Source organism: Mesorhizobium sp. L103C119B0 (assembly GCF_000502235.1).
GTDB lineage: Bacteria > Pseudomonadota > Alphaproteobacteria > Rhizobiales > Rhizobiaceae > Mesorhizobium.
The window spans coordinates 430,566-454,143 of the sequence record NZ_AYXE01000007.1; the positions used below are offsets into that span (position 1 = coordinate 430,566).

A 23,578-nucleotide genomic window follows, 5' to 3' on the forward strand; every position below is an offset into this window, starting at 1 on the left:
CGATGAGCAGCGTCGGCGCCGCCTTTCGGCTCGCACGGGCCGGCTGGGTGCTGGTTCGCGAAGGCGTGATCGCAGCATTGCCTGGCGACGAACTCGGCGGCCTGCCGAAATTCGGCTGGCGCATGGCCCGGCTCTTCACCCGCCGCCGCGCGCTCGCTTATGAGCGCAGCGACCGGCTGGCCAAGGCGGTGGTCCGGCTCGGACCCTCCTACGTCAAGCTCGGCCAGTTCCTGGCGACGCGGCCTGATGTCGTCGGCAACGACATGGCGCTCGACCTCGCCATGCTGCAGGACAAGATGCACACTTTTTCGCAGGCGGAAGCGGTGGCGGCGATCGAGGGCTCGCTCGGGCGCAAGATCGGCGAACTCTATACGCAGTTCGGCGGGCCGGTCGCGGCGGCCTCCATCGCCCAGGTTCATCCCGCGCAAGCCATGCATGACGGTGTCGATACCAAGGTGGCGGTGAAGGTGATCCGGCCTGGCGTGCGCCGCCGCTTCTTCCAGGATCTCGAAAGCTATTTCCTCGCCGCTCGGCTGCAGGAGAAATACATCCCGTCGTCGCGCCGGCTGCGGCCGGTCGAGGTGACCGAGACGCTGGCGCAGACCACCAAGATCGAGATGGATCTTCGCCTCGAGGCGGCCGCACTTTCGGAACTGGGCGAAAACACCAAGGACGATCCGGGCTTCCGCGTGCCGTCGGTCGACTGGGAGCGCACCGGGCGCGATGTGCTGACCATGGAATGGGTCGACGGCGTCAAGATGAACGACATCGCCGGCCTCGCGGCGGCGGGGCACGATCTGAAGGCGATCGCCACCAACCTGATCCAGTCGTTCCTGCGTCACACGCTCCGCGACGGCTTCTTCCATGCCGACATGCATCCAGGCAATCTGTTCGTCGAGGCCAATGGCAATATCGTCGCCGTCGATCTCGGCATTGCCGGACGGCTCGGCAAGAAGGAGCGCCGGTTCCTCGCCGAAATCCTCTACGGCTTCATCACGCGCGACTATCTGCGCGTCGCCGAGGTGCATTTCGAGGCCGGCTACGTGCCGCGTCAGCACAATGTCGCGGCTTTCGCGCAGGCCATTCGCGCGATCGGCGAGCCGATCCATGGCCAGCCGGCTGAAACCATCTCGATGGCGAAGCTTCTGACGCTGCTCTTCGAGGTCACCGAACTGTTCGATATGGCCACGCGGTCGGAACTGATCCTGTTGCAGAAGACCATGGTGGTGGTCGAAGGCGTCGCGCGCACGCTCGACCCGGCCTTCAACATGTGGAAGACGGCCGAGCCGGTGGTCGGCCAGTGGATCGCCGGCAATCTCGGGCCGAGCGGCCTGCTGATGGACGCGCGCGACGGCGCCAAGGCGCTGCTGGCGCTGGCCCGCCAGGCGCCCGATCTTGCCGCTCGCACCGAGCGGCTGTCACGCGAGATCGATTTTATGGCGGAGCACGGCCTGCGCTTCGACGAGGCGACATCGCGCGCCATCGGCAAGGCCGAAGCCCGTTACACCCGCTCGGGCCGGCTGGCGCTGTGGGTGATCGCGCTGACGCTGGTTTACATCGCGTGGAAGCTGCTCTGATCGCTTGCAACGCTAGCAACGGTGGTGCTAGCGTTGCAGTCGCGCCATTGATGTCGCGGAGCAAGTCATGGGCACCATTACTGTCCGCAATCTAGCTGACGACGTGAAGCAGAAATTGCGTGAGCGCGCTGCGGCGCGCGGGGTGTCGATGGAGGAAGAGGCGCGTGATGCGCTTGCCAAAAGCGTGCTGTCGGCGGAAGCCGGCATGCCCGAGAGCGAAACCCTCTATGCAACAATCCGCCGCTTGGTTGAGCCTCATGGAGGTTTTGACATCGATCTGCCCGAGCGAGGTCAATCCACAAAAACGCACAAAACCCTCGACGGCAAGCGCATCCTGCTGATCATCGGCGGCGGCATCGCCGCCTACAAGGCGCTGGACCTGATCCGCCGGCTGCGCGAGCGCGGTGCGGCGGTGCGCGTCGTGATGACATCGGCGGCGCAGGAGTTCGTCACCACGCTTTCGGTCGGCGCGCTTTCGGCCGACCATGTCTTCAGCGAATTGTTCGACCGCAATGACGAGCACGATGTCGGCCATATCCGCCTGTCGCGCGAGGCCGACCTTCTGGTAGTGGCGCCGGCCACTGCCGATCTGATGGCCAAGCTCGCCAACGGCCATGCCAACGATCTGGCCTCGACGGTGCTGCTCGCCACCGACAAGAAGGTGCTGATGGCGCCGGCGATGAACCCGAAAATGTGGTCGCATGCCGCGACGAGCCGCAACCGGGCGACGCTCGCCAAGGATGGCATCGCCTTCGTCGGCCCGGCCAAGGGCGAGATGGCGGAAAGCAACGAGGCGGGCGAGGGCCGCATGGCCGAGCCGCTGGAGATCGTGGCAGTGATCGAGGCACTGCTCGACAGCAGGCCGAAGCCGCTGGCCGGCCGCAGGATCATCGTCACCTCGGGGCCGACGCATGAGCCGATCGACCCGGTGCGCTACATCGCCAACCGCTCTTCGGGCAAGCAGGGCCATGCGATTGCGGCAGCGCTGGCAAGACTGGGCGCGGATGTACGCCTGGTCTCCGGTCCGGTTGGCATTGCCGATCCGGCCGGCGTTGTGACGACGCATGTGGAGACCGCGGCCGAGATGAAAGCGGCCGTCGAACAGTTGTTGCCGGCGGACGCCGCGGTCTTCGTAGCTGCCGTCGCCGACTGGCGCACCGCTGGCACGGCCGGCGAGAAGATCAAGAAGGTGGCGGGCCAAGGCCCACCGGCGCTGCAAATGGTCGAAAACCCCGACATTCTCGCCAGCGTCGGTCATCACGGGCAACGCCCGGGGCTGGTTGTCGGCTTCGCCGCCGAGACGCAGGACCTGATTGCCAATGCCGAGGCCAAGCTGAAGAAGAAGGGCGCCGATTTCATTGTCGCCAACGATGTCTCGCATGAAAGCGGCGTCGGCCCCACCGGCGTCATGGGCGGCGACCGCAACAAGGTGCGCATCGTCTCGAAGGACGGCGTCGAGGAATGGCCTGAGATGGGCAAGGACGAGGTGGCGGCGCGGCTCGCCGCGCTCATCGCCGAGCGTTTGCAAGCCTGAGCGGCCGCCGGTTCCGCAATCGGGCAGGCCATGGTCTTGCAGGCAGCCTTGTGGCCGAGGGCATTTGACGCCGACAGCGCCGGCGGAATGCTGTCGCCAAATTCTCGATCCGCCGTGCCCTCAGCCTGTCGCCAATTGCGGCCGGCGTGCCGCCAAAGCCATCTTCAACGCCGCCAGGCAACCGACAATGCCAAGTGGCACGAAGGCCAGGTACAGCCAGCCGGCGACGTGCGCTGCTGCCTCGCGGTTCAGCCCGTCCGAAAAGCCGCTGGCATTGGCGATGATGCCGGCCATGGCGGCGCCCACGGCGTAGCCGATGCGCTGCATGGTCGGCACGGCGGCCGAGGCGATCGTCTGCTCGCCGTCGCGGGCCGAGGCAACGATGATGCGGGTCAGGAAGGGCCATGACACGCCGAAGCCACCGCCTTGCAACAAAGCGCAGAGCAGGATCACCGGGATCGAGCCGGCGGGGATGGCATAGGCGAAACCGGCGAGGCCGGCTGCAATCATCAGCGCGCCGATGACGAGGATCTGCCGTTCGCGCTGCAGCGGCGCATTGGCGACGGCGATCGACAGGATTGACCAGGCGATCGATTCGGCGGCGATGATGTAGCCTGTGGTCAGGATCTGGATGCCGTGCAGCGTGGTAAGCAGAAGCGGCCCGTAGATGGAAAAAGAGACTGTCGCCACCGAGAAGGCGGCAACCATGCTCATGCCGCTGCCGACCGGCGAGCGCCATGAGAACAGGCCCGACGGGAACAGTCGCGATTGCGGCTTCATGGCGTCGACGAAAACGAACAGCGCCAGGCCGGCGAGGCCGAGGACCAGCAGCAGCGACGATCGAAGCAAGGCGACGTCGACGCCTGCGGTGGCGATCAGCACGACGGCGATGGCGAGGCAGCCAAGTGCTGCAAAGGGGAAGGGCGGCGAGGTGCCGGCGGCGGCTTGCGGCTTCGTCGCTTCCGGCGTGTTCAGGACGATGAAGCTTGCCGATGCCATGGCGATGCCACCCAGCACGAAGACGCCGAAGGCCCAGCGCCAGGACAGGAGTTCGACCATGATCGCGCCGAGCATCGGGCCGCTGAAGGCGGCGACGCCCCAGATCGCCGACATGATGCCGAACAGCTGTGGCCAGATGCTGCGGTTAAACAGCCGCTCGACCGAGACGAAGGCCAGCGACACCAGCGCACCGCCGCCGAGACCCTCGACCAGACGGCCGCCAAGAAACACCGGCATGGACGGCGCGGTGGCGCAGATCAGTGCGCCCACGGCATAGAGCAGGGCGGCGACCGTGACGTTGGAGCGTAGAGCGACATAGCTGACCAGCCGCCCGGCCGCTGCGCCGGCGACAATGGCGCCGAGCTCGTAGACGGCCAGCGACCAGCCGACGAACTGCACACCGGCGAGGTCCCCGACCATGGCCGGCATGACCGTCGCCACCATCGTCTCGTTGGTGGCGTGCAGCAGGATGCCGAGGCTGATGAAGCAGAAGCGCGCGAGGTCGCCGCTTGCCCACAATGCCTGCCAGTCGACCTTGTTGCTGGTGATTTCAGTCATTCTTTTACCCTGCCTTTGCATATCTCGATGCCGGCGCATGGCGCCAGAAGCCAGTCGGGCTTACCAGCGGGGCCATGCGCGCTGTTTCAGTCAGGCGAGTTGTAAAACCTCAAGCGCAGTTGAGCTCAAGTGGCTTTTTGTCGAAGTGCAGACGGGCGAGATTGGCCGGAAGCCTCTCCGCTTGATGCGCTGGTCAGTTCTCAATGCTGCGCAGCTGAAACTGGCTGACGCCGATGGCAATGTTGATACCGGTCTGCGTCTGCAGGCTGAGCGGCTGCAGAGTGAAGGCCTGCGAGGAGCCGCCGACCAGGAGATTGGCGCCGGCGCCGACCGCCGCGGTCACTTCGGCGCTGGCGCCGATATAGTCGCCGGCCAACGCGCCGGGCGCATAGATGTTCCTCAGCGGCGTCAGCACCAGCCATTGCATGACGGTCTGCTTGGTGGTGCCGATGTCGAGCCCGTATTTGTTGACGGCGCCGAAATAGGCTTCCGGCGAAAAGCTCTTGTCGGCCGGCGTGAAGGTGCAGCTCAGATCCTTGCTGGAGCCGAAGATGAAGCCGGTGCCGCCGCCGATGGCGCAATCGAGCACACCGAGTTCGATACCCTGGCCTTGCGCTTGGGCCTGGGCGGTACAGATGATGGTGATAGCGGCGGCGATGGCTGGTTTCAGCACGGCGGATCCCCCAAAAAGCATGCGGCGCGAAACAGTAACCTGTTCCGCGCCGCGCGTAGAGGGATCAGTCGATCCTTATTTGCCGATGCTTATTTGAACGAGTGGATCAGCTCCAGGGAGGTCACGGCGACCGCTACATTGACGCCGGTCTGCGCCTGGACGCTGAGCGGCTCCAGCACAAAGGCGCCGTCCAGCCCGCCGACCAGCAGATTGGCGCCGCCGCCGGTCACCACGCTCGCCTCGGCGTTGACGCCGTAATAATGGCCGGCAAGGTCGCCCTCGTCATGGCCGCGGGTGGCGGCCAGAACCGCCCACACCAGCTGGCCCTGATGCGTCTGGCCGAGATCGACGCCGAGCTTGGAGATCATCCCCGTGTATTTCTCGGACGGCCCATGGTGATAAGGACGGAACGTGCAGTCGACGCCCTTGTTCGACGTGATGACGTAACCGACGCCGCCGTCGATGGTGCAATCGAGCGTGCCGAGCTGAAGCTTGCCGGCGCTGGCGGGAACGGCAAGCAGCGTCGTGGCAAGTGCCGCGGCACAGATGATTTTCTTGATCATGGGTCAGTCCTTTCGAAAAATGCCTTCAACAACGGTTGAATGGCCCGGAGCGTTCCGCTGAAAACTTGGCGCGATCAAGGCAGGGGTTAACGCTTTGCCCCCGGTGGTTAAGATTGGGTGATAGTGGGGTTTTCTGGATACGCATCCCTAGCGGAAGCGCTCTGCGCTTTCCCGGGGAGAAACCGCTCACGCGGGGCACTGCATCAGGAATGGAACGTTGTTATAAAAGGCCGCGGATGGCGGCGCGCCGGCTGCATCTCAGCCGGCGGTGGCGCCCGATGTGCGCGACAGGCCGTCCTTGGCCGGCTGGTAGGTCGGGTCGAGATGGACGGCTTCGCGGTAGGCCTTCGAGGCCTTGACCTTGTCGCCGCGGCGCTCGTAGATCAGCGCCTGGTTGGACCAGGCTTCGGCGTTCTTGCCGTCGAGCTTGATGGCCATGTTGAAGTCGGAGAAGGCGTTGTCCTCGTCATTCATGGCGAGATAGGAGAGGCCGCGGCCGTTGTAGGGTTCGGCGGCGTCCGGCGCCAGCGAGATGGCGGTCGAGAAATCCTCGATGGCAAACTTGTGCTGGCCCTGGCTTTGATAGATCAGGCCGCGATTGTGGTAGGCGCGGGCATCCGTGGTATCGAGCTGGATCGCCTTCTGGAAATCGTTGAAGGCCTGCTGGGTCTGGCCTGCCTTGCGATAAAGGTTGCCGCGGCCGATATAGGCGGCGTCATAATTTGCATTGATCTGGATCGAGCGGTTGTAGTCGGCAAGGGCGGCCGCCTGGTTGCCGAGGAAGCGCTGGATCAGCGCCCGGTTCGAATAGGCTTGGTAGAAATTCGGGTTGAGCTGGATGGCGGTGTCGAAATCTTTCAGCGCCGCCTGATACTGGCCGCCACGGCCATAGGCCGAGCCGCGCACATTGTAGCCTTCCGGATCCTGCGGATTGCGCTGGATCACCGCCGACAGCGAGGAGATGTTCTCGCTCGAGCCTTGCGCCTTGTCGATGTTGTTGAATTCGCCGGTCGGAACGCTCTGGCAACCGGCCAGCACCAGGCCGGACATCAGGGCTGCCGCCAGGGCCAAACCGCGCATTGTGGTTCTGCGCTCTACGCCGATTGCGTTCATGTCAGCCCTGTCCTCACTTCAGCCTCGCCGTCCAGGTCCCCCTCCGGGCCGGGTCACAGATTGTCGTAACAAAATCTAGAACGCCGTTTGCGCGTTCAAGGGAACGGCCTCCAACAGAATGGCGGCGCTCCAAACAAAAAGGTGGCGGCGATTCCGCATCGCGCCACCTCAGAGTATCCTTCGAAAAGGACGAAAAATTGGCGTCAGAACCGCGGCGGACGCGGAGCACCACCAGGACCACCGGCGGCGCCGGCAGCAACCGGGCGCGGCGTCATCGGCAGCAGGCCTTCGCGCTGGGCGCGCTTGCGCGCCAGCTTGCGGGCGCGGCGAACGGCTTCGGCCTTTTCACGGGCGCGCTTCTCGGAAGGCTTCTCGTAATGGCCGCGCATCTTCATTTCGCGGAAAATGCCTTCGCGCTGCATCTTCTTCTTGAGAGCGCGAAGCGCCTGATCAACGTTATTGTCGCGGACGAGTACCTGCACGGGCAATCCTGTCTTTCGGGTTTGATATCAACAGGCAAGTGACCATAGCCACATGCCTCCGCGGCGCTTTACACCACGAATTGTGGCGGCTGATAGCAGAATCAGGCCGCGCTGTCCACACTGGAAATGAAGGACAACCGCCAATTTGCCACGGCAGCCCCGAGATAGGGCGCCAACTAGGCGCTGGCCAGATGGAGCCGTGCGAAATCCTCGAAGAATTCGCCGTAATCGCAGGTAATTTCCTCGCCGGCTGATATATCTCGAGTGGCGGTGGCGCCGCCATATTGCGAAAAATCCGTGTTCGGCCGCTCGGCGTGGTTCATGAAGCGGCCATTATCGACTTCATAGACCATGAAGCCGGGACGGTCGGGGCTCGGATAGGCATAGCGGTCGAGCAATTCCTTGAGGTGCGGCGGCGCCGCCTCGTATTTGTCCATCGGGATCAGCCGGTCGAAATCCGGATCGAGCCGCCATATCGAGGCGCCCTTCCTGATCGGCTCGGCGGCGAACACGCCGACGCCTTCGATTGCGCTCTGGGCGACATAGGTCCTGATCAGCAGCATGTCCGTCCTCCTCACCCGAAACCGAATCGCCAAATCGCGTGGAAAAAGCAAGTCCGGTTTCGGGTTCTATGGCTGATCGGCGCGGGCGATGACCCGCGAAATGCTTCACGTCCGGGTGATCGAGACGCCGCCATCGGCAAACAGCGCCGATCCTGTGGTGAAGCTCGACGCATCCGATGCCAGGAAGAGCGCAGCGCGGGCGATCTCTTCAGGCACAGCGACACGTTTCAAGGCATGCAGGTTTTCCACGAAAGCGCGTGATTCCGGCGTCTTGAATGTTGCCGACGGCGTGTCGGTGCCACCCGGCATCAGCGCGTTGACCCGCACGCCCCTGGGGCCGTATTCGGCGGCCAGCACCTGCGTCAGGCCGATCAGTCCGGCCTTGCTCGCGGCATAGCTGGTCATGCCCGGCATGCCGACTGTGTGACCGACGAAGGTCGAGGTGAAGATCAGCGATCCGCCGCCACGTTCGACCATCGCCGGCACCTGGTATTTCGCGCCGAGAAAGGCGCTGGTCAGATTGGCGTCGAGCGTCTCGCGCCATCCGTCCAGCGACAGTTCCGAAATCGGACCCATCGTTCCGACGGAGCCGACATTGTTGAAGGCGATATCGAGCCCGCCGAATTTTTCGACGGCGAGATCGACGAGGGCTTTTGCATAGACTTCGTCGCGGACATCGCCGGCAAGCGCGACTGCCGTGCCGTCGGCATTCTCGATTTCGACGACCAGCGCATCGAGTTCGGCCTGGCGGCGGGCGGCGATGACGACCCTGGCACCTTCTTCGGCGAAGAGTTTTGCGGTGGCGCGGCCGATGCCGGAACTGGCGCCGGTGACGATCGCTATTTTATTGGTGAGTACGAACATTTTTTACATCCTTTCATCGCGCCGGCTGTGCCGGCAACCGGGATGTTGATCGCAGTTCGGGACGGTGCTAGCCACCCGATACGTGCTCGACTTGCTGAATGGCTTCGCAGCGGCACAAGCGCCGCGCGCCGGACTATTGCTTCAGCAGCCAGCCGAGGCGATCGAGCGAAAATGCGTAGCTGATGGCGATGAGCAGCGTGATGACAAGGCCCGTAGTCGTGTGACCGGCGGCATAGAATCCGGCTGCACCGCCAAACAGGATGGCCAGTTCAAGCACCAGCCTGACTGCGCCTGGTACAGGAACCGGCGCGCGTCCGGACCGGCTCGGATCGCCGCGCACCGCGAAGGTTCCCCACAGCGCAGCTGCAATGAACGGCAAGGCCAAGGCGAAGAGCCAGCGCCACCATCCGCCGGAGAGGCTCCAGCCGGCAAAGCCGAGGCCAAGCAAGGCGGCAAGTTCCAGCAGGAAACGCAAGGTCAGATTCCACCAGGCGTTGCCCATATTCGTCCTCCAGAGTCTCGCGATCGCCAGTGTGTCCGAACGCAGCCATGCCTGCCAGCCCGGGCAGGTCTTTTCCACCGCGGCGCAAAACGGCAAGCGCCGTCGCAAACAGCGCAAGGGTGGAAGCGCCGTTTCGCTAGTGATACACCTCGCGCGCCGGGGCTGCGTAAATACCCCACCGCCATTTGCGAGGCTGGAACGTTGAAAAAATATTCGGTATTCGCCATCGCCCGCGAGGCCATGCGCGGCCACAAGGGCTGGGAGGAACAATGGTCCTCGCCGGAACCGAAGAAGGAATATGACGTCATCATCGTCGGCGCCGGCGGTCATGGCCTGGCCACCGCCTACTATCTCGCCACCGTTCACGGCATCACCAATGTCGCGGTGCTGGAAAAGGGCTGGCTCGGCGGCGGCAACACCGGGCGCAACACCACCATCATCCGCTCCAACTATCTCTATGACGAGAGCGCCGGCATTTACGACCACGCGCTGAAGCTGTGGGATGGGCTCTCCCAGGAGCTCAACTACAACGTCATGTATTCGGCGCGCGGCGTCATGATGCTGGCGCACAATGTGCACGACATCCAGGTGCTGAAGCGCCATGTACACGCCAATCGCCTCAACGGCATCGACAATGAATGGCTGACGCCTGAGCAGGCGAAGGAATTCTGCCCGCCGCTCAACATTTCCAGGCAGGCGCGCTATCCCGTCGTCGGCGCCGCCTTGCAGCGGCGAGGCGGCACGGCGCGCCACGATGCGGTGGCCTGGGGCTATGCGCGCGGCGCTTCGGCGCGCGGCGTCCACATCATCCAGAATTGCGAGGTCACCGGCGTCAAGCGGGCGGCCAATGGCGCGGTCATGGGCGTCGACACGACGCGCGGCTTCATCGGCGCCAAGAAGGTCGGTGTGGTGGCTGCAGGCCATTCCTCGGTGATCATGAACATGGCCGGCGTGCGCATGCCGCTGGAAAGCTATCCGCTGCAGGCGCTGGTGTCGGAGCCGGTCAAGCCGGTGGTGCCTTGCGTGGTGATGTCGAACACGGTGCACGCCTACATCTCGCAGTCCGACAAGGGCGAACTGGTGATCGGCGCCGGTACCGACCAGTATGTCTCCTATTCGCAGACCGGCGGCCTGCACATTTTGCAGCATACGCTGGACGCCATCTGCGAGATGTTCCCGATCTTCACCCGCATGAAGATGCTGCGCTCGTGGGGCGGCATCGTCGACGTGACGCCCGACCGTTCGCCGATCCTGGCCAAGACGCCGGTATCAGGCCTCTATGTCAATTGCGGCTGGGGCACGGGCGGCTTCAAGGCAACGCCCGGCTCAGGCCATGTCTTTGCCCACACGATTGCCAAGGACGATCCGCATCCGATCAACGCGCCCTTCACCATCGAGCGCTTCCGCACCGGGCGCCTCATCGACGAGGCAGCAGCGGCGGCGGTGGCGCACTGATGATGGTGGAACTGGCTGTAGCGGTGCCGCTGGTGCTGGCGGGGGAGCAGGACCTGTTCCATCTTCCGTCACCGGACGAGGTGCGGACGCAGCCGATCAGCCGCGCCGGCAACGAAGCCAATTGGCCGTTTTCGATCGACGCCGGCATTCTGGCATGCGTGTGGAGTGGTGGCCAGAAGGTGGTCATCTTCATGGAGAACAGGCCCTTCGATCTGGGCGAGGACGACACATTCGAGCCACGTAGCGTCATCGTGACGACCGATCCGTTTCAGCTCACGATCGGCAACATGGCGTATCGCGAGCTGTTTCGCCCCGCCGCAAGTGTAGAGGAGCGCATTCGGCTCGTCGCGCCTTTTGCGGCGATGGGCCAGAGGCTTTGCAACCAACCGGCCGGCGCGCATGTCGGCCACGGCGAATTGTAGGAACGAACGATAATGCTTCTCATCCGCTGCCCCTATTGCGAGGAAGAGCGCCCGGAGCTCGAGTTCCGTAACGCCGGCGAGGCGCATATTGCGCGCTCGGCCAACATGGCGGGCGAGAGCGACGACGATTTTGAAAAGTTCTTCTTCATCCGCTCGAACCCCAAGGGCATCATCTATGAGCGCTGGCGCCACATCCATGGCTGCGCACGCTTCTTCAATGCGGTGCGCGACACCATCACCGACAAGTTCGTCATGACTTACAAAGCCGGCGAGCCGAAGCCGTCCAAGCTGCCCAAAAACTCCAACGAAGTGGCATCCAAATGAGCGGCGCGTTCCGCATTCAAAGCGCCGGCCGTCTCAGCCAGGCCAAGACCGCGCGGTTCTCTTTCGACGGCCAGTCTTACACCGGCATCGAAGGCGACACGCTGGCCTCGGCGCTGCTTGCCAATGGCGTGCATCTGGTGGGACGTTCGTTCAAGTATCACCGTCCGCGCGGCTTCCTGTCGGCCGGAGCGGAAGAGCCCAACGCGCTAGTCGAGGTCAAGCGCGACGCGGCACGCAAGGCGCCCAACATCCGCGCCACGGTGCAGGAGCTCTATGACGGGCTCGTCGCCAACTCGCAAAACCGCTGGCCGTCGCTCGCCTTTGACGTCGGCGCGGTCAACGACATTGCATCGCCGCTATTTTCGGCCGGCTTCTACTACAAGACCTTCATGTGGCCGAAGGCAGCCTGGAAGAGCCTCTACGAGCCGAAGATCCGCGCCGCGGCCGGCCTCGGCCTTTCGCCTGACAAGCCAGATCCCGACCATTATTCGTCGCGCTATGCGCATTGCGACGTACTGGTGCTGGGCGGCGGTGCGGCCGGCATTGCGGCAGCGCTCGCCGCTGCCGAAACCGGCGCGCGTGTCATCCTCGCCGATGAACAGGCCAGCTTCGGCGGCAGCCTGCGCTTCGAGAGCGGGGCGAAGATCGACGGCCAGGACGGTTATGCCTGGGCGCAAGGCGCGGTGGCCAAGCTCACCGCCATGGACAATGTCCGCGTTTTGTCGCGCACGACGGCGTTCGGCTACTACGCGCAGAATTTCGTCGGCCTGGTCGAGCGCGTCAGCGACCATCTGCAGAACCCCGGCCGCGATCTGCCGCGCGAAAGGCTGTGGCAGGTACGCGCCAAGCGCGTGGTGCTGGCGACCGGCGCCATCGAACGCCACATGGTGTTTGCCGACAATGACCGGCCCGGCATCATGCTGGCCTCGGCGGCGCGCATCTATCTCAACCAGTACGGTGTCGCGGTCGGCAAAAATGTCGGCCTCTACACCGCCAATGACTCGGCGTACTCCGCCGCGATCGACCTGAAGAAGGCCGGCGTCAACGTGGCGGCGATCATCGACCTGCGCGACCATCCGACCGGACCTGTGATCGACGAGGCGAGGGCGCTCGGGATCGAGGTCAATTTCGGCCGCGCGGTGATCCGCGCCGGCGGCAAGTTGCGCGTGACCTCGATGACGGTGCAGCCGAAAAATGGCGGCGGCGAGCGCACCATTCCGGTCGACGCCATCCTGATGTCGGCCGGCTGGACGCCGTCGGTGCATCTGTTCTCGCAGTCGCGCGGCAAGGTCGCCTTCAATGACGAGACCAAGCGCTTCGTGCCGGGCATCTATGCGCAGGACTGCGTTTCGGTCGGCGCCTGCAACGGCACGGATGGGCTCTCGGCGTCGATCGATGAGGCCTATGCGGCCGGCGCCAAGGCGGCGAAGGATGCGGGCGGCAAAGTGGCCAAGGGCGTTAAGCCGAAGGTCGACGCGTCGGAAAGCTGGTCGCGCGGCATGCTGGGCGCGGCGCCCGGCGCCGGGCCGGACAAGACGGTCAAGGCCTTCGTCGATTTCCAGAACGACGTCACCGCCAAGGACATCCGCCAGGCGGTGCATGAAGGCATGCGCTCGATCGAGCACGTCAAGCGCTTCACCACCAACGGCATGGCGACCGACCAGGGCAAGACGTCCAACATGCACGGCCTGGCGATTGCCGCCGAGACGCTTGGCAAGCCGATCCCCGAGGTCGGGCTGACCACGTTCCGCGCGCCCTATACGCCTGTCACTTTCGGCGCGATCGTCAGCCATTCGCGCGGTCCGCTGTTCGACCCGACACGGAAGACCGCGATGCATCCCTGGGCCGAAGCGCAAGGCGCCGTGTTCGAGGATGTCGGCCAGTGGAAGCGCGCCTGGTATTTCCCCAAACCCGGCGAGGACATGCACAAGGCGGTCGACCGCGAATGCGTCGCGGTGCGCAGCAATGCCGGTCTGTTCGACGCCTCGACGCTGGGCAAGATCGAAGTGGTAGGACCGGATGCGGCCAGGTTCATGGAACTGCTCTACACCAATCCGTGGGAGAAGCTGGAACCCGGCCGCTGCCGCTATGGCATCATGCTGCGCGAGGATGGTTTCATCTATGATGACGGCGTCGTCGGCAGGCTGGCGCCGGACCGTTTTCATGTGACGACGACGACGGGTGGCGCGCCGCGCGTCATGAACCATATGGAGGATTATCTCCAGACCGAGTTCCCGCATCTGAACGTCTGGCTGACCTCGATCACCGAACAGTGGGCGGTCATCGCCGTGCAAGGGCCGAAATCTCGCGATATCATCGCGCCTTTGGTCGAAGGCATCGACATGTCCGACGAGACGCTGCCGCATATGTCGGTGCGCGAAGGCAAGATCTGCGGCGTGCCGACCAGGCTGTTTCGCATGTCGTTCACCGGCGAGCGCGGTTTTGAAGTCAACGTGCCGGCCGATCACGGCCAGGCCGTCTGGGAAGCGCTGTGGGCCGAAGGCCAAAAGCATGGCGCCGCCGCTTACGGCACCGAGGCGATGCACGTGCTGCGCGCCGAAAAGGGCTACATCATCGTCGGCCAGGACACGGACGGCACGGTGACGCCGAACGATGCCGGGCTCGACTGGGCGGTCGGCAAGAAGAAGACCGACTTCGTCGGCATCCGCGGCCTGACGCGGCCCGATCTGGTCGCCAAGGGCCGCAAGCAGCTGGTCGGCTTGAAGACCAAGGACCCGAAAGTGGTGCTTGAGGAAGGCGCGCAGATCGTCGCCGACCCGAAGCAGGCGATCCCGATGAAGATGATCGGTCACGTCACATCCAGCTACTGGTCGGAAAATTGCGGTCGCTCGATCGCGCTGGCGCTGGTTGCCGGCGGCCGCGACCGGATGGGCGACACGCTCTATGTGCCGATGCCGAACGGGGTGATCGAAGTGGAGGTTACCGGCATGGTGTTCTTCGACGAGACGGGAGGGCGCCTCAATGGCTAAGGCTGCTGCAAAGAAGACGGCCCCAGCTGCAGCGGCGTCGGTCGAGCGCCGCCCGGCCCTGGCTGGACGCGTCGTTTCCGCAACGGATGTCAAGGTCGAGGTGCTGCCGCCGGCGGAGCGCATGTCGCTGCGCGCGCCGGAGGCTTCCGTCGCGGCGCTGTCGAAGGCGCTCGGCCTGACCTTGCCGAAGCAGCCGAAAACTTCGGCGGCCAAGGCTGGCCGCACGGCGCTGTGGCTCGGCCCTGACGAGTGGCTGGTCATCGACGAGGCCGGCAAGGATCCGCTGGCCGATTGTGCTGGGGTTGCCGCATTGCATTCGGCGGTCGGCATCTCGCACCGCAACGTCGCCTTCGCCGTCACCGGCCCAGCGGCGGCTGCCGCGATCAATGCAGGCTGCCCGCAGGATTTGTCGCTCGAGGCTTTTCCGGTGCGCGCGGCGTCGCGCACCATTCTCGGCAAGTGCGAAATCCTGCTGCTGCGCACGGCAGCCGACACTTTCCGGGTCGAGTGCTGGCGTTCCTTCTCGGACTATGTCTTTACTTTCCTGTCGGAAGCAGCCAGCGACGCGGCGGCGTAGGAACGTTTGACGGGTCAAGCCGTTCTGCTTCCCTCATCAGGGAGAACATACGATGCCGTCGAAAGCGCCGCCGAAGTCAGCTGGCAAGACGTCCGCCGTGCGCTCACTCGAACATGAGCAGCATCACGAGGTGACTGCCGAAGAGGAACTCGAGGAAGGCCTCGAGGACACGTTTCCGGCCAGCGATCCGGTGTCGATCACCTCGACCGCCATCCCAGGCGCGCCGGCAAGACCCGGCAGGCATCCCAGGCGCGCCGGCAAGACCCGGCAGGGCCAAGACGGCGCCGGGTCGCAAACCGCGCAAGAAATAACCGTTCGGCTACGCCAGGTTTGAACTCGGAGAAGCCCAGCTTGCGCTGAGAAAATGGGGGCGCTGAGGAAAAAACGGGCGGCCGGGATTATCCTGCCGCCCTTAAATTAGTCGTTGTGCTGTGGTCGAGCCCGATCAACTTAGAACGTGCTCGGCACGATCCATGGGTTGATCTCGATGCCGAGACGCGGGCTCTTGGCCTTGACGTCGGACTTTTCGACCGAGCCGGTCACGGCGCAATCGAGCTTGGCATTGGTCGTGGTGTCGACGCAGGTGGCGGCGGGGGCCTGCTTGGTCGAGTGTGTGTTGTTGGCGGCGAAAGCCGAGCCGGAGAGAGCCAGCACGGTGGCGAGAGCGAGAAGGGTCTTGTTCATGTCTGTCTCCATCGGTTAAATTTTTTTCGTACATGTACGATACAACGTACACATACGTCCACCGAGATGGGTTTTCAAGTCGGAAAACGTACGCGTACGAAAAATCTTTTTGAACGCCGAAAATTGCGGCGCACTGACACAGCCGAAGCTGTCAGGCCGGACGTTGAATTGGAGGGGCGGGGATGCTCAGCAGTCGACCGGGGTCTCGGTCAGCGGCGGCACATTCTGAGTGCTGAGCGTGGCGAGTGTGAAATCGCACATCCGCGTCACGAAAGCCTGCGGATCCCCGAAGGGGTAGAACGGGAACGTGATCAAAAGCGAGATGGTGCCGTGGCCGACTGCCCAAAGCATGGTGGCGATGGCGCGCGGATCGCCCTGCAGCTTGCCTGCGGCAACGCAGGCCTCGACCCTGGATATCAGCGCTTTCATCGCCGGGTTGGCCTCTTCCATGTCCTCATAGCTTCTGCCTTCCGGCAGCTTGGTCTTTTCGGTCATGAACACGGTGCGGTATTCGTTGGGATTGCCGAGCCCGAAGGCAGCATATTCGGTCATCACCGCACGCAAGGCCTCGATCGGATCGTCGGAAGGGTGCTCCTCGATGCGGCGGGCAAGTGTTTCGAAGGCATCCTCGGCCAGCGCAAACAGGATGTCTTGCTTGTCGGCGAAGTAGGAATAGACCGACATCGGAGCATAGCCGACCCGCTTGGCCAACTTGCGGATGGTCAGGCCTTCATAGCCCTCTTCCTTGACGAGCTTGTGGGCTGCGTCGAGCAGTTCGGAACGCAGTTCGGCCTTTTGTTTCTCGCGGCGTTTCTGGACGCTCAGTGGCAAGATCCGGTGCCTTTGGTTGGTTGTGCATGACTAAATATATACGCTGTACGGAAACGGGCAAGGGCGCTGTCAGGGATATCAAAAAGCGACCTCAAGCTTTCTCTCGAATAGTTGTGCCCGTTCTGGTCCATTTCGCCAGCATCTATGTCACAGCATGTGTAACCTGGGCGCACGCAGGCAACATCGGACTGTTACAAACAAAGCCTATTTGGCGGCTCTGCAAGAAATTTCGGTTTTGGGGGCCTCTATGGCTGCGATAGAGCTTTCGTCCGGGCTGCCGGGCGCACATCCACTTTCTCATGGCGCAAGGCTAGCGCTCAGGCGGGTCGTGATAGTCGCATGGCTGGCGATCGCAATCGGCTTCGCCATGGAAGCGCTTATCTTGACTGCCGGATTTGCGGCAGGTTCGCACCCGGCGCCAACCCAGGTTCTGATAGACTTGGCGCAAGGCGTGACCTGGTCATTCTTCGTCTGCGCCGGCGTCAGCCTCGGCACGGCGATCACCAAGGTGCGAGCCTCGCTTGGCGGCCTGATCGCCATGATCTCGGGGCCGCTGGCCATGGGCATCGCCAAAGGTACGCAAAAGGTGATGGTGAGCGCGCTTGATGTATCGGCAAAGCCCGTGATCCTGTCGCTCACCACGCTCGGTATGTTGCGGGCGATCGAGTATGGTTTGCTGGGCTGGATGCTGGCTTCGCTGGCATCCAAGGAAGAACCTCGCTCGCTGCATTTCATGCTGGCGGGCGCCTTGGCCGGCGCGGTGTTCGGCGGCGGGATCACGGCGCTGACGATCGAGACCGCCGCAGCCAAGGACATTGCGCTGGCATTGCCGCAGGCTGTCGCCACCGGCCTCATTGAGATCGTGTTTCCGATCGGATGCTCGCTGGTCGTCTACATCGCCCTGCAAGTCAGCCGGCACATGAAGTTCATTTCCAGCGATGCGCGCTAGAGCAGGATGATTTCAGGTCGAATTGAGCTGAAATCTGAATCCGGGTCTAATCAAATTGATAGAGCATGATGTCGTCCGAAAACCGCTTCACACTTTCGGCATCATGCTCTTTCTACCGACGGTGATCGGTTTGCGTCCTGTTTCCAGGCCGGTTGCCACCACCTCCGTATGGGCTTGCTCCTCGGTCGGGGAACGGAACTGATCCGATCTGTCATCAAATCGCGCCGACCACACTATCTCATTGTCGAGTCAGGTTCGGTCGATCAGCTTGGCGGCAAGGTGCGACAGCAGCTTCACCGCTTCGCCATAGGTCCTGGCCTTTTCGGGATTGGAGGCGTTGCCGTCCAGCGCCCGCTTGTAGACGCCCTGACAGATGGCCGCCAAGCGGAAGAAGGAGAAGGCGAGGAAGAAGCTCCAATTGTCGATGCCGGCCAGCCCGCGCCGACGGCAATACGCCGCGACATAGGCTTCCTCCAAGGGAAGGCCGAGGGCGGCGCGGTCGACGCCGCCAAGACCGCGAAAGCCCGAGGCGTGCGGCAAGCGCCATTGCATGCACTGGTAGGCGATGTCGGCAAAGGGGTGGCCAAGCGTCGACAGTTCCCAGTCGAGCACGGCCAGCACTTTCGGCTCATTGTGCGCGAAGATCATGTTGTCCAGCCGGTAGTCGCCATGTACGAGACATTTTCGGCCGTCATCGGCCGGCATATGCGTCTCCAGCCACGCGATCAGCAGGTCCATGTCGGCGACCGTGCCGGTCTCCGAGGCGCGGTACTGGCTGGTCCAGCGTGCCAGCTGGCGTTCGAAGTAATTGCCGGGTTTGCCGAAATCGCCGAGCCCGACCGCCTCGACATCGACATCGTGCAGGGCCGCCAGCGTGGCGTTCATAGCATCGTAGAGGGCGGCGCGCTCATCGTTGCCAGTGGCCTCCGGCACTGCCGGATCCCAGAAGATGCGGCCGTCGAGAAAATCCATGACGTAGAACATGCGGCCGATCGGCGTCGCCTCCGCCGACAGATGCAGCATCGCCGGCACCGGCACGGCGGTGCCGGCCAGCGCCTTCATGACCGTGAATTCGCGGTCGACCTGATGCGCCGATTTCAGCAACTGGCCCGGCGGCTTGGCGCGCAGGACATAGCGGCCGCTGGCCGCGGTCAGCAGATAGGTCGGGTTCGACTGGCCGGATTTGAATTTTTCGATGGAATGAAGCCCGGCAAAACCCGGGATGTGCGCCTCGAGATAGGGCGCTAGTGCCGTCTGGTCCAGCGCGTTGGCGTCGCCGCTCATGCGGTCTCCGGCTCACGCTCGATCAGCGTCAGCGTCAGCCAGCGCGCCGTCAGCGCCGGCTTCTTCGAGCCTTCGATCTCGATGGTCACGTCATGCGCCGTCTGCACCCAGCCCGACGGCCTGACCTTGACGTCGGCCAGCACGAAGCGGGTGCGGATGCGCGCGCCGGTCTTCACCGGCGCCAGGAAGCGCAGCGAATCGAAACCGTGGTTGACGCCCATCTTGCCCTTTTCCAGCGGCGGCATGGTCTCGAAGGTCATCGCCGAGAGCAGCGACAACGACAGGAAGCCATGCGCGATGGTGCCGCCGAACGGCGTCTCGTTTTTGGCCCGCTCGGGGTCGCAATGGATGAACTGGTGGTCGTCGGTGGCGTCGGCGAACTGGTCGATCATGGTCTGTGTGACCTCGCGCCATGGCGAGACGCCGACTTCCTTGCCGACGCTGGCCAGAAGCACATCGAGACTGATCGGTTCCACTGCGGTGTCCTCCCCTCGCCGCCGACCGCGGCTCATTCCTTGAACAGTGTCAGCCCATGCTGCACCGACTGCCCGCCGTCGATCGGCAGGATGGCGCCGGTGACATAGGAACCGGCACGGCTGCACAAATAGAGCGTTGCGCCGCCGATGTCATCCGCCACGCCGATACGGCCGATGGGGACATGGCTGCCGACATGTCTGGCCTTTTCGTCGGTGCCCGTGGCAAAGGCGGTCATCCGGCTCTGGAAGGGACCGGGCGCGAAGGCGTTGACGGTGATGCGCCGCGCCGCGAGTTCGATCGCCAGCGTGCGCGTCAGGTGGTGAACGGCGCCCTTGGACGCGGTATAGGAATAGGCGTCGTCGGCCAGCGGCTGCGTGCCCATCACCGAGCCCAGATTGATGACGCGAGCCGGATCGGCATCGCTGGCCGCGGCTTCCAGCAGCGGCAGCAATTCGCGCGTCAGATGAAAGACGGCGGTGACGTTGACGGCGAACACCTTGGCCCAGCCGCTATAGGGAAAATCCTCCAGCGAGGCGCCCCAGGATATGCCGGCATTGTTGACGAGGATGTGCAGCTTCTCGGTGCGCGCCTTGACCTCGCTGACCAGCGCGGCAATGCCTGCTTCGCTCGAGACGTCACCGGCGAAACCTTCGGCACTGCCGGAGCCGCCGAGCCCGTTCAACTCAGCGGCGACCTTGATGCAATCCTCGCCCTTGCGCGAGGCGATCATCACGGTAGCGCCGGCTTGGACCAAAGCGGTCGCCACCATGCGGCCGATGCCGGTCGCGGCTCCCGTCAACAGCGCTGTCTTGCCGGCGACTGAGAACAGTTCTTCCAGATAGCTCATCGCTCCTCCGCCTCTTCCTTGCCGCCCGGCAACAGTTCGCGTTGACAAGGCTATCCGAAGTACGGTCATCCTTGCCACGGATAAATGTCCGGGCAGCGTGAAGGGTTAGCGAGCGATGAGCGACATGAATCTCGGCATGACCGAGCGGCTGCAGCCGATTCACGCCCGCGTCGCCACCATGGTGCGCGATGAGATCATGCCGCTCGATCATGAGTTTTTGAGCGAGGTCGGCAAGGGCGGCGACCGCTGGGTCTACACCGCGCGGCAGACCGAGATCCTCGAAGGGTTGAAGAAAACGGCCAAGGAGCGCGGCCTGTGGAATTTCTGGCTGACCGGCTCCGAGCGCGGCTATGGGCTGTCAACCGTCGAATATGCCTATCTCGCCGAGGAGATGGGCAAGGCGCATCTCGGCGCGGAGACCTTCAATTGCTCGGCGCCCGACACCGGCAATATGGAGGTGCTGGAGCGCTATGGCTCGGAGGACCACAAGCAGGCATGGCTGGCGCCGCTGCTCGAGGGGAAAATCCGCTCGGCCTATCTGATGACGGAGCCGGATGTCGCCTCCTCCGACGCCACCAACATCGCCATGCGCTGCGAAAAGCAAGGCGGCGACTATGTACTCAACGGCGAGAAATGGTGGGCGTCGGGGGCCGGGGACCCGCGCTGCGCCATCTACATTGTCATGGTTCGCACCGGCGAAGCCGAGACGCAGCACCGCCGCCATTCGATGATCCTGGTGCCGTCCGGTACCAAGGGCGTGACCAAGCTGCGGCCGATGCAGGTCTATGGCGATGACGCCGCGCCGCATGGCCACATGCATCTTCGCTTCGACAATGTGCGGGTGCCGGCCGGAAACCTGATCCTCGGCGAGGGCAGGGGGTTCGAGATCGCCCAGGGGCGGCTTGGCCCCGGCCGCATCCACCATTGCATGCGCGCCATCGGCCAGGCCGAAATGGCGCTGGAGCTGCTGTGCCAGCGCTCGGTGCGCCGCGAGGCCTTCGGCCAGCCATTGGCCAAGCTCGGCGCCAATTTCGATATCATCGCGGAGTGCCGCATGGAGATCGAGATGGCGCGGCTGCTCTGCCTCAAGGCGGCGTGGATGATCGACCAGGGCGATGTGCGCGCAGCCGCGCCCTGGATCAGCCAGATCAAGGTCATCGCACCGCGCGTCGCGCTCAAGGTCACCGACGAGGCGGTGCAGATGTTCGGGGCGCAAGGCATCAGCCAGGACACGCCGCTGGCGCGCTCGTGGACGCATTTGCGAACCCTGCGCCTTGCCGACGGGCCGGACGCGGTGCACCGCCGGCAGGTGGCGCGTACGGAGCTCAGGAAATACACGCAGGAAAAGGTCTGAGCGGATGAAGGCCATTATCGCCCGCGATTTCGCGCCGCTCGGCCAGCTCGTCCATGCCGACAATCTGAAGGAACTGGTCGGCTGGCATCTCGCCGGCAAGGTTTGGCCGGTCATCGAAGGCACTTATCCGCTGGCCGATGCCGCCGCCGTGCTGACGCGCGTGCTTGGCCGTGGCGCATCCGGCAAGCTCATCCTCAAACGTTAAGGAGCCCCGCCATGCCGATACCTTCAGACATGAGAGCACTGCTGCTGATCGGCGACGGCTACACCAGGACGCCCTCCGGCAGCGTGCTGGAGGCGATGGAGCCGTATCTCAAGGTTGGCAGCATTGGCGTGCCGACGCCCGGACCGAGCCAGGTGCTGATCAAGGTCAGCCTCGCCTCGATCAACCCGTCCGACGTCATGTTCATCAAGGGCCAGTACGGTCAGCCGCGCGCCAAGGGCCAGCCGGCCGGCTTCGAGGGTGTCGGCACGGTCGTTGCCAGCGGCGACGAGCCCTATGCGAAAAGCCTGATCGGCAAGCGCATCGCCTTCACCACAGGCGTCACCAATTGGGGCGCGTGGGCGGACTATGCAGTTGCCGAAGCCGCCGGCTGCATTCCGCTGCTCGACACGGTCCGCGACGAGGATGGCGCGGCGATGATCGTCAACCCGCTCACGGCGCTCGCCATGTTCGACATCGTCAAGGAGACGGGCGAAAAAGCCTTCATCATGACCGCCGGCGCCAGCCAGCTTTGCAAGCTGATCGCGGGTCTCGCCAAGGAGGCTGGGTTCCGGCCGATCGTCACCGTGCGCCGCGACGAGCAGATTCCGCTGTTGAAGGAGATCGGGGCTGCCCATGTGCTCAACGAGAAGGCGCCGGATTTCAAGGCAGCACTACGCGATGTGGTCAAGGCCGAGCAGCCGCGCATCTTCCTCGATGCCGTGACCGGGCCGCTGGCCTCGGCGATCTTCGACGCCATGCCGAAGCGCTCGCGCTGGATCATCTATGGACGGCTCGATCTGGACACCACTGTCATCCGTGAGCCCGGCCAGATGATCTTCCAACACAAGCACATTGAAGGCTTCTGGCTGGTCGAATGGATGCGCCAGTTCCGCGACAAGCGCGGCCCGGCGATCATGGAAGCACAGAAGCGCTTTTCGGATGGGCGCTGGTCAACCGACGTGACGGCGGTGCTACCGCTGGATGAGGCGATGGCGAAGGCCCCGGCGGAGCTGGCCAAGCCGAACGGGAAGGTGTTTATTAGGCCGTTGTCCAGCCGATAGATGGGTAACACTTTGAACCGGATACATAGGTGACACTTCTCTCCCCCTATGCGTCCGCCGCAGCGCCAAGCGGATTGGTTGGCGCGGCGCTGCGGCGGACAAGCTTCATGTGCCGTGTGTCGATGATGCCGAGCGGGTGGGCATGGAATGAGAGTGTCCATTGTCCGTCTTCGGTCTCCAACGCAGCGACCGGTTCGCCCGCCAGCGCTTGCGAGACATATATGAAGCCGCCATTCCATCGGATCTCGCCATTGTGGCGCACGCGGCGGACCGAGGCCTCGGCCGGATAGACGGGCTCGGGTGGTGTCCTGGGCATGGCGCGCTGTGAGGACCGGTAGTGCTGGGCGGGCGTATCCATGCCCAGCGCCTCATGGGGACGTTCCTCATTGTAGCTTTGCCGGAAGGTCTCGAAGGCCTGGCCCTGTGCCGTTCGGTCGGCTTCCGGTGCCTCGGCCATNCATTGCCGCAGGCCCGCAGGCGGGGTCGCTTGCGGGCGCGGACAAGCCCATGCCGCGCAAGGATCGCGCCGACCGTCGAGGCTGAAGGCCACATGAACTCGGGAGCCGTGCGCCTGAGCCGTGCCACGATCTTCTTTGGACCCCAAAGCGGATGCAGCTCCTTGGCCGCCACAATCCGCTCAACCAGATCCTGAGCTGTCGCCCGGCCATGATTGAGCGGGGCTCGCGGCAG

General features: G+C 64.0%; 26 protein-coding genes. 12 read left to right on the forward strand and 14 right to left on the reverse strand.

Translation table 11 applies throughout. The features are described from left to right. Positions 1 to 2 precede the first annotated feature (2 nt). Together ubiB and coaBC are read left to right on the forward strand one after the other, a co-directional pair. Positions 3 to 1,577, forward strand: a complete 1,575-nt coding sequence (ubiB, locus tag X728_RS151535) for a 2-polyprenylphenol 6-hydroxylase (protein WP_023671132.1) — start codon at positions 3 to 5, stop codon at positions 1,575 to 1,577. Positions 1,578 to 1,644: 67 nt separating this feature from the next. Then, a complete protein-coding gene (coaBC, locus tag X728_RS151530; protein WP_023744160.1) occupies positions 1,645 to 3,111 on the forward strand; it encodes a bifunctional phosphopantothenoylcysteine decarboxylase/phosphopantothenate--cysteine ligase CoaBC in 1,467 nt (488 codons plus the stop codon). 120 nt (positions 3,112 to 3,231) lie between these two features. Here coaBC and X728_RS151525 read toward each other — a convergent pair whose 3' ends face one another. The 8 genes from X728_RS151525 to X728_RS151490 all read right to left on the reverse strand — a co-directional run bounded on the left by X728_RS151525 (position 3,232) and on the right by X728_RS151490 (position 9,428). Then, positions 3,232 to 4,668, reverse strand: a complete 1,437-nt coding sequence (locus X728_RS151525) for an MFS transporter (protein WP_023831749.1) — start codon at positions 4,666 to 4,668, stop codon at positions 3,232 to 3,234. A gap of 193 nt (positions 4,669 to 4,861) precedes the next feature. After that, positions 4,862 to 5,341 (reverse strand): DUF992 domain-containing protein, encoded by a 480-nt coding sequence (locus X728_RS151520; RefSeq protein WP_023671135.1) that lies wholly within the window; start codon positions 5,339 to 5,341, stop codon positions 4,862 to 4,864. Between the two features lie 89 nt (positions 5,342 to 5,430). Further along, positions 5,431 to 5,904: a DUF992 domain-containing protein gene (locus X728_RS151515; RefSeq protein WP_023671136.1), complete on the reverse strand. Its 474-nt coding sequence runs from the start codon at positions 5,902 to 5,904 to the stop codon at positions 5,431 to 5,433. A 258-nt stretch (positions 5,905 to 6,162) separates the two neighbouring features. Then, complete coding sequence (locus X728_RS151510; RefSeq protein ID WP_023714058.1) at positions 6,163 to 7,017, reverse strand: tetratricopeptide repeat protein; 855 nt, start codon at positions 7,015 to 7,017, stop codon at positions 6,163 to 6,165. 203 nt (positions 7,018 to 7,220) lie between these two features. Further along, positions 7,221 to 7,499, reverse strand: coding sequence for a 30S ribosomal protein S21 (gene rpsU / locus X728_RS151505; protein WP_023671138.1), 279 nt, complete (start codon positions 7,497 to 7,499; stop codon positions 7,221 to 7,223). A 176-nt stretch (positions 7,500 to 7,675) separates the two neighbouring features. Next, positions 7,676 to 8,062: an SET domain-containing protein-lysine N-methyltransferase gene (locus X728_RS151500; protein ID WP_023671139.1), complete on the reverse strand. Its 387-nt coding sequence runs from the start codon at positions 8,060 to 8,062 to the stop codon at positions 7,676 to 7,678. A gap of 105 nt (positions 8,063 to 8,167) precedes the next feature. After that, positions 8,168 to 8,926 (reverse strand): SDR family oxidoreductase, encoded by a 759-nt coding sequence (locus tag X728_RS151495; RefSeq protein ID WP_023831750.1) that lies wholly within the window; start codon positions 8,924 to 8,926, stop codon positions 8,168 to 8,170. 133 nt (positions 8,927 to 9,059) lie between these two features. Beyond that, positions 9,060 to 9,428 carry a YrdB family protein gene (locus X728_RS151490; protein WP_023831751.1) on the reverse strand — a complete coding sequence of 123 codons (369 nt, stop codon included), beginning with the start codon at positions 9,426 to 9,428 and terminating at the stop codon, positions 9,060 to 9,062. A gap of 201 nt (positions 9,429 to 9,629) precedes the next feature. Here X728_RS151490 and X728_RS151485 point away from each other — a divergent pair, with 201 nt between their 5' ends. Genes X728_RS151485 through X728_RS0135275 form a run of 6 tightly spaced genes read left to right on the forward strand, consistent with a single transcriptional unit; the run spans position 9,630 to position 15,530 of the window. Continuing rightward, positions 9,630 to 10,883: a sarcosine oxidase subunit beta gene (locus X728_RS151485; RefSeq protein ID WP_023686460.1), complete on the forward strand. Its 1,254-nt coding sequence runs from the start codon at positions 9,630 to 9,632 to the stop codon at positions 10,881 to 10,883. Beyond that, entirely contained in the window at positions 10,883 to 11,305 is a 423-nt protein-coding gene (locus X728_RS151480) for a hypothetical protein (RefSeq protein WP_023831752.1), read from the forward strand. Before X728_RS151485 ends, X728_RS151480 begins: the two co-directional genes overlap by 1 nt. 12 nt (positions 11,306 to 11,317) lie before the next feature. Beyond that, positions 11,318 to 11,629: a sarcosine oxidase subunit delta gene (locus tag X728_RS151475; protein WP_023831753.1), complete on the forward strand. Its 312-nt coding sequence runs from the start codon at positions 11,318 to 11,320 to the stop codon at positions 11,627 to 11,629. Next, positions 11,626 to 14,619: a sarcosine oxidase subunit alpha gene (locus tag X728_RS151470; RefSeq protein ID WP_023831754.1), complete on the forward strand. Its 2,994-nt coding sequence runs from the start codon at positions 11,626 to 11,628 to the stop codon at positions 14,617 to 14,619. Before X728_RS151475 ends, X728_RS151470 begins: the two co-directional genes overlap by 4 nt. After that, positions 14,612 to 15,196 carry a sarcosine oxidase subunit gamma gene (locus X728_RS151465; protein WP_023817242.1) on the forward strand — a complete coding sequence of 195 codons (585 nt, stop codon included), beginning with the start codon at positions 14,612 to 14,614 and terminating at the stop codon, positions 15,194 to 15,196. Before X728_RS151470 ends, X728_RS151465 begins: the two co-directional genes overlap by 8 nt. Before the next feature lie 52 nt (positions 15,197 to 15,248). Then, on the forward strand, positions 15,249 to 15,530 hold the full coding sequence (locus tag X728_RS0135275; protein WP_023831755.1) for a hypothetical protein: 282 nt from the start codon (positions 15,249 to 15,251) through the stop codon (positions 15,528 to 15,530). A gap of 116 nt (positions 15,531 to 15,646) precedes the next feature. Here the strand turns inward: X728_RS0135275 and X728_RS151460 are convergent, their stop codons facing one another. Both X728_RS151460 and X728_RS151455 read right to left on the reverse strand, forming a co-directional pair. Next, positions 15,647 to 15,880 carry a DUF680 domain-containing protein gene (locus X728_RS151460; RefSeq protein WP_023671148.1) on the reverse strand — a complete coding sequence of 78 codons (234 nt, stop codon included), beginning with the start codon at positions 15,878 to 15,880 and terminating at the stop codon, positions 15,647 to 15,649. Positions 15,881 to 16,066: 186 nt separating this feature from the next. Continuing rightward, positions 16,067 to 16,711 (reverse strand): TetR/AcrR family transcriptional regulator, encoded by a 645-nt coding sequence (locus X728_RS151455; RefSeq protein WP_023671149.1) that lies wholly within the window; start codon positions 16,709 to 16,711, stop codon positions 16,067 to 16,069. Positions 16,712 to 17,039: 328 nt separating this feature from the next. Here X728_RS151455 and X728_RS151450 point away from each other — a divergent pair, with 328 nt between their 5' ends. After that, on the forward strand, positions 17,040 to 17,660 hold the full coding sequence (locus X728_RS151450; RefSeq protein WP_023671150.1) for a hypothetical protein: 621 nt from the start codon (positions 17,040 to 17,042) through the stop codon (positions 17,658 to 17,660). 249 nt (positions 17,661 to 17,909) lie between these two features. Here the strand turns inward: X728_RS151450 and X728_RS151445 are convergent, their stop codons facing one another. The 3 genes from X728_RS151445 to X728_RS151435 are packed head-to-tail and all read right to left on the reverse strand — an operon-like array spanning position 17,910 to position 20,268. Continuing rightward, the gene (locus X728_RS151445; protein WP_023831756.1) at positions 17,910 to 18,944 is read right to left on the reverse strand and encodes a phosphotransferase; all 1,035 of its coding nucleotides are present in this window, start codon (positions 18,942 to 18,944) and stop codon (positions 17,910 to 17,912) included. Continuing rightward, positions 18,941 to 19,456, reverse strand: coding sequence for a MaoC family dehydratase (locus tag X728_RS151440; protein WP_280791431.1), 516 nt, complete (start codon positions 19,454 to 19,456; stop codon positions 18,941 to 18,943). Before X728_RS151440 ends, X728_RS151445 begins: the two co-directional genes overlap by 4 nt. Next, positions 19,453 to 20,268: an SDR family oxidoreductase gene (locus tag X728_RS151435; protein ID WP_023831757.1), complete on the reverse strand. Its 816-nt coding sequence runs from the start codon at positions 20,266 to 20,268 to the stop codon at positions 19,453 to 19,455. Before X728_RS151435 ends, X728_RS151440 begins: the two co-directional genes overlap by 4 nt. Before the next feature lie 115 nt (positions 20,269 to 20,383). Here X728_RS151435 and X728_RS151430 point away from each other — a divergent pair, with 115 nt between their 5' ends. The 3 genes from X728_RS151430 to X728_RS151420 are packed head-to-tail and all read left to right on the forward strand — an operon-like array spanning position 20,384 to position 22,888. Then, positions 20,384 to 21,622, forward strand: a complete 1,239-nt coding sequence (locus tag X728_RS151430; RefSeq protein ID WP_023831758.1) for an acyl-CoA dehydrogenase family protein — start codon at positions 20,384 to 20,386, stop codon at positions 21,620 to 21,622. Further along, positions 21,543 to 21,827 carry a zinc-binding dehydrogenase gene (locus X728_RS1000000171030; protein ID WP_196815079.1) on the forward strand — a complete coding sequence of 95 codons (285 nt, stop codon included), beginning with the start codon at positions 21,543 to 21,545 and terminating at the stop codon, positions 21,825 to 21,827. The genes X728_RS151430 and X728_RS1000000171030 overlap by 80 nt, the downstream gene beginning before the upstream one ends. Before the next feature lie 11 nt (positions 21,828 to 21,838). Continuing rightward, positions 21,839 to 22,888 (forward strand): zinc-binding dehydrogenase, encoded by a 1,050-nt coding sequence (locus tag X728_RS151420; protein ID WP_023831759.1) that lies wholly within the window; start codon positions 21,839 to 21,841, stop codon positions 22,886 to 22,888. A 46-nt stretch (positions 22,889 to 22,934) separates the two neighbouring features. On the opposite strand, the gene X728_RS1000000171590 is transcribed toward X728_RS151420, so the two are convergent. Then, positions 22,935 to 23,345 carry an integrase core domain-containing protein gene (locus X728_RS1000000171590; RefSeq protein ID WP_050589913.1) on the reverse strand — a complete coding sequence of 137 codons (411 nt, stop codon included), beginning with the start codon at positions 23,343 to 23,345 and terminating at the stop codon, positions 22,935 to 22,937. Between the last annotated feature and the right edge of the window lie 233 nt (positions 23,346 to 23,578).